Below are 13658 nucleotides of genomic sequence, written 5' to 3'. Positions count from 1 at the left end.
TGTAGCCCTGCTGGCGCAGCGCCGCCAGCGTCACGCGGTCTTCAGCTTGCAGCTGCCTGTATCTCATCTTCATCTTCACACCTTACCGGAGGGGCAAGGTGTTGCACTTCGGATTTGAGAACGCCCCCCAATAGTTTCTGGCTTGACCTGCGTACTGAATGAGGAGAACCGCTACGTAGCATTGCGCAAGCTTGCGCGGGCATCGGTCGGCCGAACAGCGAGTGGGGTTGCAGTCCATGACATCCGCATGCAGCTTCAAGCCGACCTGCACACAGCCTACCGGCTAGAAGGTCAGGCACTGTCTGCGAAGCTTGAGGCCGCGCGAGAAGTAACTTCATCGTTAAACGCCAAGGCCGCTCGCTTCTTTGCACTGGGACTTGCAGAAAAAGATCAACTGAAGCGGTTTCTCTACTTCTTCCTCACACTTGAAGTTGAAACACATGCTGTGTATGGCCGCATCGACCACGCATCGAAGCTTTCCAAGCTCCTCAGTGAAAATTGCGCGCATGGCCCGGCCACCAAGAAGTTACTTCAAACACAGGTTGATAGCCTGAAGAATCTGTACGATCGGTTTGTGTGGTGCGCAACATGCATTTGGTCCGAACTAGATGAAACCGACATTTCCCAGTTCAAGTTGCTCAAAGGTGCGCGGGATGACATCGCGCACGGTACTACCGCAGAACCACCGGTTGGATTTGCTCGGCAAGCGGAGCTCCTGGCACGCAAGGTTCTTTGGAGCGGAGATGCCTAACTGTAGGTTCAACACGGACAAAAATGCTTCGCATTTTTGCCGGTTAACCTGGGCGTTAGACCACGTCATTGACGCCAGTGAGAAGCTCGCCCACCATTCAGGCCTTAACTACGGAGGGGAAAGAGAATGAACCGTCTGCACGTCATCGCTTATGCAGCTGCGATGTTGTCTGTCTCAGCTTTCGCACAGCAGTTCAACCCGAGCGACTGGAAGGAGGCAAGGCCGGTTACCGTCGTCTCCGCGGCACGCACTGCTCAACCTGGCATCTACCGGGTTTCACTCTCAATCACGGACGCACAGACCTCAAAGGTTCTCGGCGCTCCGTTCGTGTCAACCAAGCCTGGTGTTCCTGCAACTCTTGAGATTGGGTCGCAATTGGGTGTGGTTGTTCGCACCGTCGTAACCGTAGAGGCTTCGGGTCGCAGCATCACGTACCGGACGGAAGTTCTGAAAGCCGGGTCAGTTCAGAGCGCCCATGCCGGAACGGCCCTCGTGCAGGACGAGGTCTGACATTTCGCTCGACCCGCCCTCCTGCTGAATGTCCTGCCGTCCCCCATGAGATTCGAAGGCACCCTGAAAACCTGGCATGACGACCGAGGCTTCGGCTTCATCGAACCCACGCAGGGCGGCCAAGACATCTTTGTCCACATCAAGGCGTTTCCAGCGGGCAGTGGGCGGCCGCAAGTGGGTCAGGTGCTGACCTTCGAGGTGGCCATGGGCCCCGACGGGAAGAAACGCGCGCAGTCCGTCCAGTATCCGGTCCGCTCGCGCCAGGCGGCCCGTGTCCGCACGGAAGCGCCCGCGCCCTGGTCGCTGGCGCGCGTGCTGGTCATTCCGGCGTTTCTGGCGTTGGTGTACTTCGTCGCAGTGCGATGGGGTCTGAAGCCCTACATGCTCCTCGTCTATGCGGGGGCCAGCGCGGTCACCTTCTTCGCCTATGTCTTCGACAAGTCAGCTGCCCGCCAGAACCAGTGGCGCACCCCGGAGAACACGCTGCACGGCTTGGCGCTGATCGGCGGCTGGCCGGGCGCGCTCATCGCGCAGCAGCTGCTGCGGCACAAGACCAGCAAGCCGTCCTTCGTCAACCTGTTCTGGATGACGGTCCTGCTCAATGTGATCGGATTCGTGGTGCTGCAGGCCGGCTTGGATGGCGTGCTGGCCTTGCTTCATTCGGTCTGATCAGCAGCCCCCGCAGGGCCGTGTCTTGCTGTGGCAGAGGCCGCCAGACCCCAACCTTCCCAGGCCGGGGTTGCCAACGGCGGCGATCGATCAGACGGCGGCGGTGATCACCACTTCGATCTTCCATTCCGGCTTGGCCAGCGTGGCTTGCACGGTGGCGCGGGCCGGGGTGTGGCCCGCCACGACCCAGGTGTCCCACACGCTGTTCATGCCGGGGAAGTCGGCCAGGTCGGCCAGGAAGATCTGCGCGCGCAGGATCTTGGTCTTGTCGCTGCCGGCCTTGGCCAGCAGCGCGTCGATGGCGGCCAGCACTTGGCGGGTCTGGCCGACGATGTCTTGCGAGCCGTCTTCGGCCACTTGGCCGGCCAGGTAGGCCACGCCGTTGTGGACGGTCATTTCGCACATACGGGTACCGACGTCGAAGCGTTGAATCATTTCAGTGTTTTCCTTTGGAAGCGGAGTGGGAATGGGAACGGTGCGGGTGGTCGCGATGCGCCTGCTCATGCGCATGCGAGGCCGCCGGTTTGGCCGCGGCAGCGGCGCCCGCCTTCTGGCCGATCTTGGATTCGGTGCCGGCGATGAGCTTGCGGATGTTGCCGCCGTGGCGCCAGATCAGCAGCAGGCTCATGACCAGCAGCGGCAGCGCCTGGACCGAGGGCCAGACCAGCAGCTCGATGAGCGGCGCGGCCACGGCGGCCACCAGGGCCGCCAGTGAGGAATAGCGCGTCACGAAGGCGACCACCAGCCAGGTGGCCAGCACGGCCAGGCCCAGCGGCCAGTTCAACGCCAGGATGACGCCGGCCGCGGTGGCCACGCCCTTGCCGCCCTGGAAGTGGAAGAACACCGGCCACAGGTGGCCGAGGAAGGCGGCCAGCCCGACCAGGCCGATGGTGAGCTCCCCCCAGTGCAGCGTGGGCGCCAGGGCCTGGGCCAGCAGCACCGGCACCACGCCCTTCACCGCGTCCAGCAGCAGGGTGAGGATGGCAGCCTTCTTGCTGCCCGAGCGCAGCACGTTGGTCGCGCCCGGGTTGCCCGAGCCGTAGCTGCGCGGGTCGTCCAGACCCATGACGCGGCTGACGATGACCGCGAACGAGAGCGATCCGACGAGGTAGGCCAGCACGATGGCCAGCAGCGAAAACAGTGCATCCATGACAACAAGCGCAGCAACAATGCCGGGCGTGGAGTGTAAGCTGCGCCCCTTGCCCCGCCGTCCCTGGCGCCCTTCCTGAGTGGTTCCGATGTCCGCAGAAATCCACCCCGAGGCCCCCGCCGCCTGGCCCGCGCGCCAGCACACCGCCCTGCACGATGAGCTGCACGCCCGCCCGCCCCTGCTGATGCGCCCGGGCAGTGTGGTGTCGGCCTGGGTCAACTGGCAGATGGACCCACAAGGGGCCGAGCGTGCGCTGGCCGGGCTGTGTGCCACACAAGGCCAGCCGACGCCGCAGCCGGGCACCCGCCACCATGTGCTGGTGACGGAGGACTGGACGCTGAAGTTCGAGCGCCACGGCGAGTTCATCAGCTGGCAGATGTGCCGGCTGATGCCAGCGCTGGGCGAAGCGCCGGACAGCGTGCAGCTGTCCAGCCTGTGGCGCACGGCCAGCGCCTGCGCGGCCTTGCCCGACAGCTTCGTGCGCGCCCTGTACGGCGAGAACAACCCGGGCGCCCTGCTCTCGGCCGCCCATGTGCTGCTGCTGCCGGCCGATGACAGCACCGTGTCCCGCTGCCGCCACCTGCTGGAGCGGCCGGACGACGATCTGGAACACCCGCCGCTGATCGGCTCGCACATCGCCGATGGTGGGGCCACGCTGTTCACCCGGCTGGAACTGGGCGCGGACGGCTTCGTGCGCTACATCCTGCTGGACCACGGCCTGCCGCCCGACCAGGCGGCGCGGGCGGTGCAGCGCGTCTGCGAGATGGAGGCCTACCGCATGCTGGCCATGCTGGGCTTTCCGGTGGCGCAGCAGGAGGCCGGCGAGCTGGCCGCACTGGAAGGCCAGCTGCAAGGCATCGTGGACGCCATGTCCAACGAGGACCAGCGCGACGATGCCGGCGCGCTGGAAGCGCTGACCCGGCTGGCCGCCGAGGTGGAGCACAGCGCCTCACGCACCCGCTACCGCTTCTCGGCCACGCGGGCCTACCACGCCATCGTGGAGGACCGGGTGAACGGTCTGCGCGAGCAGCGCATCCCGGGCCTGCGCACGCTGGCGGGCTTTCTGGGCCGGCGCTTCGAGCCGGCCATGGCCTTGTGCGACAGCACCGACCGCCGCCTGACCGACGTCGCCGAACGGATCAACCGCGCCCTGAGCCTGGCCCGCGTGCGGGTGGAGATCACCCGCGAGGCCAGCAACCAGGCCCTGTTCAGGGCCCTGGTGCACCGCCAGCACCTGCAGCTGCAGCTGCAGCAGACGGTGGAAGGCCTGTCGGTGGTGGCCATCAGCTACTACGCGCTGAGCCTGGTGGGCTACCTGGCCAAGGCCGCCAAGACGCTGCCGGTGCTGGAGCCCTACCACCTGCAGCCCGAGGCGGTGGTGGGCATCGCCGTGGTGCCGGTGGTGGCCGCGGTGGCCTGGTTCGTGCACCGCATCCGCGTGCATCACGCGGTCGACTGATGCGGCCCGCGGGCCTGCGGGGCCCGTCTCCCTAAGACGCAGTGCGCCGCCACGGAACAAAGCGTTACCGTGGATCCTCCAAAGCCGCTTGGGTGTGACATCACATCCTGCTCCCCCGGCGTCAACGCGCTGGGAGGAGCCGCTTTCGCCCTCACAAAGGACTTACATGGGTTTCAAGCACCGTCGACCGGCGCCCCGCCGCAGTTCCCCCCTGGCTCAGGCCGCCGCCCTCACCCTGGCGCTGGCCTCGCTGACCACCTGGGCCGCCACCACCCCGGCCCCGGCCCATCCCACCGCCAACACGCCACCGGTGTCCGCCCCACCCAGCCTGGGTCCGGTCACCGCCCCGCTGTGGATGCGCACCCCCGCCATCTCGCCCGATGGGCGCAGCATCGCCTTCGCCTTCCAGGGCAATCTGTTCACCGTGCCCACGGCCGGCGGCAGCGCCCGCCTGCTGGTGGCCAACGGCCAGCACAACAGCCACCCGGTGTGGTCGCCCGATGGGCGCAGCATCGCCTTCGCGTCCAACCTGTATGGCAATGAGGATGTGTTCCTGGTCTCGGCCGAGGGCGGCCCCACCCGGCGCCTGACCACCCACTCCGCCAACGAGACCCCGCTGGGCTTCACGCCCGACAGCCGGGCGGTGCTGTTCTCGGCCGCCCGCATGGACGCCAAGGACAACCTGATGTTCCCCTCGGGCGGCGCCAGCGAGCTCTACCAGGTCCCGGTCGAAGGGGGCCGCCGGCCCGTGCAACTGCTGAGCACCCCGGCGCTGTCCGCGCAGCTGAACCGCGCCGGCACCGAGATGCTCTACGAGGACTGGAAGGGCTACGAGAACCTCTGGCGCAAGCACCACGTCTCGCCGGTGGCGCACGACATCTGGCTCTACGACGTGAAAACCGGCCAGCACCACCGGCTGACCACCTTCGGTGGCGAGGACCGTGACCCGGTCTGGTCGCCCGACGAGCAGGCGGTGTACTTCCTGAGCGAGCGCAGCGGCTCCTTCAACGTCTGGAAGATGCCGCTGAATCAGCCGGACGCCGCGGTGCAGGTCACCCACTTCAGCCGCAACCCGGTGCGCTTCCTGTCCATCGCCCAGGACGGCACCCTGGCCTTCGGCTACGACGGCGAGCTCTACCGCCTGGCCCCGGGCGCGGCCGAACCGCAAAAGATGGCGGTACAGATCACGTCCGACACCCTGGCCCGTGACCGTGTGCTCAAGCGCTACACCGACGGCGCCACCGAGATCGCCCCCAGCCCGGACGGCGAGGAAGTGGCCTTCGTCGTCCGCGGCGAAGTCTTCGTGGCCTCCACCGAGTTCGGCGACACCCAGCGCATCACCGACACCCCGACGCAGGAGCGCTCGGTCAGCTTCAGCCCGGATGGCCGCCGCCTGGTCTTCGCGGGCGAACGCGACGGTGCCTGGAACCTCTACGAGGCCAGCCTGCCGGGCAAGAAGAAGGACGCGCCCAACTTCTACAGCGCAGCGCAGGTCAAGATCCGCACCCTGCTGAAAAATGGCCAGGACAACTTCCAGCCCCGCTACTCGCCCGACGGCAAGGAAGTGGCCTACCTGGAGAACCGCACCACCATCAAGGTGCTGAACCTGGCCAGCGGCCAGACCCGCACCGTGCTGGCCGGCGAATGGAACTACTCCTATGCCGACAGCGACCAATGGTTCGACTGGGCCCCCGATGGCCAGCACCTGCTGGTGCAGTTCCTGGACCGCAACCGCTGGGGTGCCGAGGTGGGCCTGATCGACGCCCAGGGCAAGGGCCCGCTGGTGAACCTGACGAAGAGCGGTTACGACGACTTCCTGCCGCAGTGGAGCCGCAACGGCCAGCTGATGACCTGGCAGACCGACCGCACCGGCCTGCACGGCGCCTCGGGCTCCAATGAGCGCGACGTCTATGCGATGTTCTTCACCCGCACCGCCTGGGACCGCTTCCAGCTCGACAAGAGCGAGTTCGCCGCCCTGAAGAAGAAGGAAGACGAGGGCAAGAAGGACAAGGAGAAGTCCAAGCACGGGGGCAAGGCCGACGCCAAGGAGGACAAGGACGAGTCCCAGGACGAGGCCGCCCTCAAGCTGCCGCCGCCGGTCAAGCTGGAGCTGGGCAAGGTCGAGGACCGCATCGCGCGGCTGACGCCCAACGCCGGGGAGATCCGCGCCTCGGCCCTGTCCAACGACGGTGAGGCCCTGTACTACCTGGTGGAGACCGCTGACAGCGTGGACCTGTGGGTGAACCGCCCGCGCGCCGACGACAACAAGAAGGTGGCCAGCTTCCCGGCGCCCAAGGGCGGCCGGGGCGAGTCGCAGTCCATGGACCTGCAGCTCGACGCCAAGGGCGAGAACGGCTTCGTGCTGGTAGGCGGCCGCATCCAGAAGTTCAAGCTGCCCAAGGAGGACGGGCCGGTCAAGGCCGAGCCGCTGACCTTCAAGGCCGAGCTCAACCTGGACGGTGCCGCCGAGCGGGCCTATCTGTTCGACCATGTCTGGCGCCAGACGAAGGCCAAGCTCTACACCGCCGACATGGGCGGGGTGGACTGGGCCTATTACCGCCAGGTCTATGAGCGGCAGCTGCCCTATGTGAGCAACGACACCGACTTCGCCGAGCTGCTCAGCGAGATGCTGGGCGAGCTCAATGTCTCGCACACCGGCTCGGGCTACACCGGCCATGCGGCCAATGCCGACGCCACCGCGCAACTGGGCGCCTTCTACGACAGCGCCTACACCGGCGCCGGGCTGAAGGTGGCCGAGGTCATCGAAGGCAGCCCGCTGGAGGCTGGCCCAGCCCCCCGTGTGGCCGCCGGCATGGTGATCGAGAAGATCGACGGCGTGGCCATCGCCCCGGGGGCGGAGGTGGATTCGCTGCTGAACCAGAAGGCGGGCAAGCGGGTGCTGCTGTCGGTGTTCGACCCGGCCAAGGGCCAGCGCTTCGAGCAGGTGGTCAAGCCCATCGCCAATGGCGCGCAAAACGAGCTGCTGTACCAGCGCTGGGTCAAGCGTGAACGCGCCCTGGTGGACAAGCTCTCGGGCGGCCGCATCGGCTATGTGCATGTGCGCGGCATGGACGACAAGAGCTACCGCCACACCTACTCCGAACTGCTGGGCCGAGACAGCGGCAAGGCAGCGGTGATCGTCGACACCCGCTTCAACGGCGGCGGCAACCTGCACGACGAGTTGGCCACCCTGCTCAGCGGCCAGCGCTACCTGCAGTTCGTGCCGCGCGGCCAGACGCTGGGCTGGGAGCCCACCGGCAGGTGGACCCAGCCCTCGCTGGTGCTGATCAGCGAGAGCAACTACTCCGACGCCCACCTCTTCCCCTGGACCTACCACCACCTGGGCATCGGCAAGCTGGTGGGCATGCCGGTGGCCGGCACCGGCACCGCCGTCTGGTGGGAGACGCTGCAGAACCCGGACCTCTACTTCGGCATCCCCGAAGTGGGCTTCCGCGATGCCAAGGGCGAGTACATGGAGAAGGCGCTGATCCAGCCGGACGTGCAGGTGGCCAACGACCCGGCCCGCATCGTGCGCGGCGAGGACCAGCAGCTCGAAGCCGGTGTGCAGGAGCTGCTCAAGGGCCTGCCCCCGCGCTGAGCCCAACCCCGGGGGCCCAAGTCCCCGGGGCCGTGTCGGGGCCGCCGCCTCAGTCGAACTGACGCCGGAAGCGCTGCAGGCCCAGGCCCACGGTGATGCTGCCCAGCACGATGATGCCCAGGAAGCCGGACCACAACACGTTCAGCCCGGCCCCCTTGAGGACGACGCCGTAGGCCACGTCGATGTAGTAGTACAGCGGCGAAATGAACATCAGCCAGCGCGCCACGGTGGGCATGGCCTCCGGCGGCGTCCATGCGCCGGAGAGGAAGATCATCGGCGCCAGCACCAAGATGGACAGCATGCTGGCCTGGGCCATGTTGCGGGTGAGCGTGGCGATGTACAGGCCCAGGCCCGACAGCGCCACCACATACAGCGTGGTGGCCGCGAAGAACAGCAGCAGGCTGCCGCGGATCGGCACGCCAAACAGCCCCACCAGCACCAGGCCCAGCGACAGCGCGGTGGCGGTCAGGATCACCCCGGTCATCGCCAGCACCTTGGGCGCCATCACCTGGAACGGTGTGAGCGGCGAGACGATCAATTGCTCGATGGTGCCACGCTCCTTCTCGCGCACCATGGCCGCCGCGGGCAGCAGGATGGCGAACACGGTGATCACGTTCAGCAGCTCGGAGATCGACATGAACCAGCCGTCGTTCTGGTTCGGGTTGAACCAGACCCGCGGTGCATTGCTGATCATCGGCACGCCCGAGATCTGCCCACTGGCGCTGCTGCCAAAGCCCAGCCGGCGGATGCCGGTCTCCAGCCCGTAGCTGGCGACGATCTGGGTCGCGTCCGCCGTGGCCAGCGTGGCCAGCACCGAGTTGCTGGCGTCCACCTGCATCTGCACCGTGGCGGTCTCGCCGCGGGAGAGCGTGCGCTCGAACTGCGGTGGGATGTCCAGCACGAACAGCGCGTCGGAGTTGTCCAGCAGGGACAGGCCCTGACTCTCCTGCCCCACCAGGCCCAGCGGGTTGAAATGCGGCGGCTGGAAACGGCCCGCCAGCTCGCGCGAGGCGGCGCTGCGGTCGGTGTCCAGCACGGCGAAGGCGGCGTTGTTGAGCTGCAGCGTCACGCCGGAGCCGGCGTTGTAGATGTCCACCGTGAAGGCGTAGACGATGAAGAACAGCAGCACCGGGTCGCGCCAGAGCTGCAGCAGTTCCTTCCAGCTCATGGCCCGCAGGCGGCGCAGCCAGACACCGATGTCCTGTCCGCTGAAATAGCCCTTCATGCCACGCCCCTCATGCCTTGACCCGCTTGCGGAACAGCACATAGCCCACGCCGAACAACAGCGCGGCGTACAGCGCCAGCACCACCATGTTCAGCCACAGCCCGCTCCAGGACACGTCCTTGAGGAAGGCGCCCAGCACGATGTCGGTGTAGTACATACCCGGCAGCAGGTGGGCGATGACCTTGGCCGCGGCCGACAGCGAGGGGATGGGGATCAGCACGCCCGAGTACAGCACCGCCGGCACCACCGTCAGGATGGCCGTGCCCATCATGGCCGCCACCTGGGTGCGCACCGCCACCGACACCAGCAGGCCGATGCCGGTGGTGCAGGTCACGTACAGCAGCGAGGCGAACATGAAGAACGCGAAGTCGCCTTTGAACGGCGCGCCGAAGACCAGCGTGGCGATCCCCCACAGCAGCAGCACGTTCAGCCACGAGATGCCCACATAGGGCGCGATCTTGCCGATCAGGAACTCGCTGCGCCGCACGGTGGAGGCGTAGATGTTGAAGATGGAGCCGCTCTCCTTCTCGCGCACCACGCCCAGCGCGGTCAGGAAGGGCGGCGAGATCATCATGATGGCCATGATCAGCTTGGGCGCCAGCGACCAGATGCTGGCCACGCTCTGGTTGTAGAGGTAGCGCACCTGCAGCGCCACCGGCTGCAGCGTGGCGCGCGCCTGCGCGGTGGTGACGCCGCCGGCGCGGGCCAGCGTGTCGGCCAGCACGTCCAGCGTCATCGCGCTGCTGATGGCGGTGACATAGCTCTTGGTGGTCAACGCGCGGAACGGGAAGGTGCCGTCGATCAGCGTCTGCACCTGCACGGCCCGGCTGGCCAGCAGGTCCTGCTGGAACTTCGGCGGGATGACGATCACCGCCCGCAGTTCGCCCGCGGTGATGGCCCGGTCGAGCTGGCGCTCGTCATCGGCATAGCCCTCGAAGCGGAAGTAACGCGAGTCGATGAAGCGGTGCGCATACTCGCGCGAGAGCGGCGTGCGGTCGTGGTCCACGATCGCCATCGGGATGTTCTCCACATCCAGCGACAGGCCGTAGCCAAACAGCAGCGTCAGCACCGCCGGCACCACGAAGGCCAGCGTGAAGAACAGGCGGTCGCGCACGATCTCGCGCCATTCCTTGCTGGCCACGGCCACGATGCGGCTGAAGTTCATCATGCGCGGCGCTCCCGGCTTTCCAGATCGGTGATGCGGTAGACGAACACGTCTTCCATCGACAGCGGCCGTGTCGCCACGCCCTGCGTCGGCAGACCGGCCTCACCCAGGCGGGCCTGCAGCGTGGCGGCATCCACCGTCGGGTCGGCCGGCAGGCAGTGCACCAGCGTGCCGAACAGCGCACTGTGCTGCCAGCCCTGCTGCTTGAGCCATGCCAGGGTCTCGGCCGGCTGGTCGGTGCGGATCTCCAGCAGATGGCCTGCGTCCCGCTCCACCGCGGCCTTCATGCCCGCGGGCGAGTCGTCGGCCACCACGCGGCCGGCGTACATCAGCGCCAAGTGGTCACAGTGCTCGGCCTCGCTCATGTAGTGGGTGGTGACCAGCACGGCCATGCCCTCCTCGCGCGAGAGGCGGAACAGGATGTCCCAGAAGCTGCGCCGACCCACCGGGTCCACGCCGGAGGTGGGCTCGTCCAGGAACACGACCTGCGGCTCATGCACCAGCGCGCAGCCCAGGGCCAGACGCTGGCGCTGGCCCATGGGCAGTTGCGATGCGCGCATGCCCTGCAGCCCGGTCAGGCCCGCCATCTCCAGCACCCAGGCGGTGCGCTCGCGGGTGCGGGCCTCGGTGAGGCCATAGACCGCGGCGTAGAGCCGGATGTTCTCCAGCACCGTCAGGTCCATGTAGAGCGAGAAGGCTTGCGACATGTAGCCGATGCGCTCCTTGATGGCGAAGCCGGCACTGCGCATGTCGGCCCCCGCCACCTGGCCACTGCCGCTGGTGGGCGAGAGGATGCCGGTCAGCATCTTGATGACCGTGCTCTTGCCCGCGCCGTTGGCGCCCAGCAGGCCGAAGATCTCGCCCGGCTTGACCTGGAAGCTCACCTCGTCGGCGGCCTTGAAGTCCCCGAAGCGCCGGCCCAGGCCACGGGCCTGGATGGCCAGGGCGCCGTCGTGGTTCTGCACCGCCGCGCGACGCGCCTGCGGCAGCTTGGGTGGCACCAGCGTCACCAGCTCGCGCCGGCGCAGCATGGCGATGAACACATCCTCCAGCTCGGGGGCGCTCACGTCCAGCGTGCAGCCGTGGGACTGACCGTCCAGCGACTGTTCGATCTCGGCCCGGCCGCCGGCCTCGTCCTGGTCATCCACGAAGACCCGCACCGCCGGGCCCAGGGCCTCGACCTGCGGGTGGCGCTCGCCGATGCGGTCCAGCGTGCGCACTTGGTCACCACCGGTGACAGAGACGACCACCCCGCGCGCCAGTTGACGCAGTTCGTCGGGCGCCCCCACGGCCAGGGTCTTGCCGCCGAACATCAGCGCCACGCGCGAGAAACGGCTGGCTTCGTCCATGTAGGCGGTGGAGACCAGCGCCGTCGTGCCCTGGCTGTGCAGCAGCTCGGCCAGGATGGCCCAGAAGTCGCGCCGCGACACCGGGTCCACCCCGGTGGTGGGCTCGTCCAGGATGATGAACTGCGGCTGATGGATCAGGGTGCAGACCAGGCCGAGCTTCTGCTTCATGCCGCCCGAGAGTTGCTTCATCGGCCGGTCGCGGAACTTGTCCAGCCGGGTCATCGCCAGCAGGGTCTGCTTGCGTGCGGCCAACTCGTCCTGGGGCACCAGCCGCAGGCGGGCGAAGAAGTCGACGTTCTCCTCGATGGAGAGGTCGGCATAAAGGTTCTGGCCCAGCCCCTGCGGCATCAGGCCGATGCGGTCCTTGATGCGCTCGGCCGCGGCGTCGCTGTCCAGCGAGGTGCCGAAGACCTCCAGCGTGCCTTCCTCGAAGGTCAGCACGCCGGCCGCGGCCTTCATCAGGCTGGACTTGCCCGCGCCGTCCGGCCCGATCAGGCCGAAGATCTCGCCGCGGCGGATCTCCAGGTCCAGCCCCTGCACCGCCTGGGTCTTGCCGTAGCGCTTGCCAAAGCCCTGGGCGCGCAACACCAGCGGCGTGGCCGCCGCGTCGCCCGGCCGTTCGGCACGCACGCCGGGGCTCACCAACGGGGTTGCTGCCATGCCACGCCGTCCTTCCAGCGCACCACGGCGTCGGCCGGCACGCCCGGGGTCAGGCGGTGGTCGGGGTTCTGGTCCAGGTAGAGCTTGACCGCGTAGGTGAGCTTGACCCGCTCGTCGGGCGTCTGCACTTCCTTGGGCGTGAACTCGGCGCGCTGGCCGATGTTCTTCACCGTGGCCGCAAAGGGCTGCTTCGGAAAAGCGTCGGTCCAGAGCTGGGCCGGCAGGCCCAGGCGCAGGCGGCCGATCTGGGCCTCCGGCACATAGGCCTTCAGGTAGAGGTGGTCCAGGTCCACCAGATCCACGATGGGGCTGCCGGCGGCAACGATTTCGCCGGGTTCACGCACGCGGGTGACCACCACGCCGGCGCTGGGCGCCCTGAGCGTGAGGTCGTTCAGCACGCTCTGCGCCTCGGCCAGCGTGGCCTGGGCCTGGGCCTGCTGGGCGGTGACGGCTGCCAGCTCGCTCTCCTTGGCGCGGATCTTGTCCGCCCCCAGGCCGGCCTGGGCCGACATCACCTTGGCGCGTGACAGGGCTTCGTGAGCGGCGGTGGCATCGGCTGCGGCCGCGGTGGCCGCCAGCCGGGCCTGTTCGCCACGCTGGGTTGGCACCGAGCCGCGCCGGGCCAGGTCTTCCAGCCGCTGCGCATCCCGTTCGGCCTGGGCGCGGGCGGCCTCGGCCTTGGTCTTGACCGCCGCGGCCTGCGACACGCCGGTGTCGGCCGCCGCCTGGTCCAGCGGCACCTGGCGGCGCAAGGCACCCAGCGCGGTCGCCACCGCGGCACGCTGCGCCCCCAGCGCGGCCACCGCTGCCGTGGCCTGGTCCACCTTGGCCTGGATCTGCGCCGCGTCCATCACCGCCAGCACCTGACCGGCCTTCACGCTGTCGCCCTCGCGCACCTTGAGCTCGGCGATCCGGCCGGCCAGCTTGCTGGCCACGGTGACCTGGTCGCCCTCAATGCGGCCGTTCACCTGGATCAGACCCTCGGGCAGGGCCCGGTGCGCCAGCACCAGACGCCAGCCCAGCACGGCGGCCACGACCACAATGGCGGCCCCCAGGCCCAGCGCAACAGGTTTGGAGAGTTTCATGGCAGATCGGTGTGATGAGTAAGGGGCAAGGTCCGAC

The 13658-nt window shown here is 67.8% G+C and carries 10 protein-coding genes and 2 pseudogenes; 5 read left to right on the top strand and 7 right to left on the bottom strand.

Annotated elements, in window-relative coordinates; all coding sequences use genetic code 11:
- The first annotated feature begins 247 nt into the window (after positions 1 to 247).
- From KGA65_RS00785 to KGA65_RS00775, 3 genes are all read left to right on the top strand, one after another.
- A complete protein-coding gene (locus KGA65_RS00785) occupies positions 248 to 751 on the top strand; it encodes a hypothetical protein (RefSeq protein WP_225861235.1) in 504 nt (167 codons plus the stop codon).
- 126 nt (positions 752 to 877) lie between these two features.
- Positions 878 to 1261 carry a hypothetical protein gene (locus KGA65_RS00780; protein ID WP_225861234.1) on the top strand — a complete coding sequence of 128 codons (384 nt, stop codon included), beginning with the start codon at positions 878 to 880 and terminating at the stop codon, positions 1259 to 1261.
- A 45-nt stretch (positions 1262 to 1306) separates the two neighbouring features.
- Complete coding sequence (locus tag KGA65_RS00775) at positions 1307 to 1930, top strand: DUF1294 domain-containing protein (RefSeq protein ID WP_225861233.1); 624 nt, start codon at positions 1307 to 1309, stop codon at positions 1928 to 1930.
- Between the two features lie 90 nt (positions 1931 to 2020).
- Here the strand turns inward: KGA65_RS00775 and KGA65_RS00770 are convergent, their stop codons facing one another.
- Together KGA65_RS00770 and plsY are read right to left on the bottom strand one after the other, a co-directional pair.
- Complete coding sequence (locus tag KGA65_RS00770) at positions 2021 to 2365, bottom strand: RidA family protein (RefSeq protein WP_225861232.1); 345 nt, start codon at positions 2363 to 2365, stop codon at positions 2021 to 2023.
- A gap of 1 nt (position 2366) precedes the next feature.
- Positions 2367 to 3080 (bottom strand): glycerol-3-phosphate 1-O-acyltransferase PlsY, encoded by a 714-nt coding sequence (gene plsY, locus KGA65_RS00765; protein ID WP_225861231.1) that lies wholly within the window; start codon positions 3078 to 3080, stop codon positions 2367 to 2369.
- An 88-nt stretch (positions 3081 to 3168) separates the two neighbouring features.
- On the opposite strand from plsY, the gene KGA65_RS00760 reads away from it, so the two are divergent.
- Both KGA65_RS00760 and KGA65_RS00755 read left to right on the top strand, forming a co-directional pair.
- A complete protein-coding gene (locus tag KGA65_RS00760; RefSeq protein ID WP_225861230.1) occupies positions 3169 to 4539 on the top strand; it encodes a DUF3422 domain-containing protein in 1371 nt (456 codons plus the stop codon).
- Between the two features lie 166 nt (positions 4540 to 4705).
- Entirely contained in the window at positions 4706 to 8137 is a 3432-nt protein-coding gene (locus KGA65_RS00755; RefSeq protein WP_225861229.1) for a S41 family peptidase, read from the top strand.
- 49 nt (positions 8138 to 8186) lie between these two features.
- On the opposite strand, the gene KGA65_RS00750 is transcribed toward KGA65_RS00755, so the two are convergent.
- From KGA65_RS00750 to KGA65_RS00735, 5 genes and pseudogenes are all read right to left on the bottom strand, one after another.
- Positions 8187 to 9362 (bottom strand): ABC transporter permease, encoded by a 1176-nt coding sequence (locus tag KGA65_RS00750; RefSeq protein WP_225861228.1) that lies wholly within the window; start codon positions 9360 to 9362, stop codon positions 8187 to 8189.
- A 10-nt stretch (positions 9363 to 9372) separates the two neighbouring features.
- Complete coding sequence (locus KGA65_RS00745) at positions 9373 to 10530, bottom strand: ABC transporter permease (RefSeq protein WP_225861227.1); 1158 nt, start codon at positions 10528 to 10530, stop codon at positions 9373 to 9375.
- Positions 10527 to 11468: pseudogene (locus tag KGA65_RS21150) on the bottom strand (ABC transporter ATP-binding protein); the annotation flags it as partial. The gene KGA65_RS00745 and the pseudogene KGA65_RS21150, both read right to left, overlap by 4 nt.
- A 513-nt stretch (positions 11469 to 11981) precedes the next feature.
- Positions 11982 to 12536, bottom strand: a pseudogene (locus KGA65_RS21145) (ABC transporter ATP-binding protein); the annotation flags it as partial.
- Positions 12515 to 13621 carry an HlyD family secretion protein gene (locus tag KGA65_RS00735; RefSeq protein WP_225861225.1) on the bottom strand — a complete coding sequence of 369 codons (1107 nt, stop codon included), beginning with the start codon at positions 13619 to 13621 and terminating at the stop codon, positions 12515 to 12517. The gene KGA65_RS00735 and the pseudogene KGA65_RS21145, both read right to left, overlap by 22 nt.
- Between the last annotated feature and the right edge of the window lie 37 nt (positions 13622 to 13658).

This window comes from Ideonella benzenivorans, assembly GCF_020387415.1.
Lineage (GTDB): Bacteria > Pseudomonadota > Gammaproteobacteria > Burkholderiales > Burkholderiaceae_C > Ideonella > Ideonella benzenivorans.
Note: the sequence above shows the minus strand (reverse complement) of the source record. Positions and strands in the feature narration are given on the sequence as shown.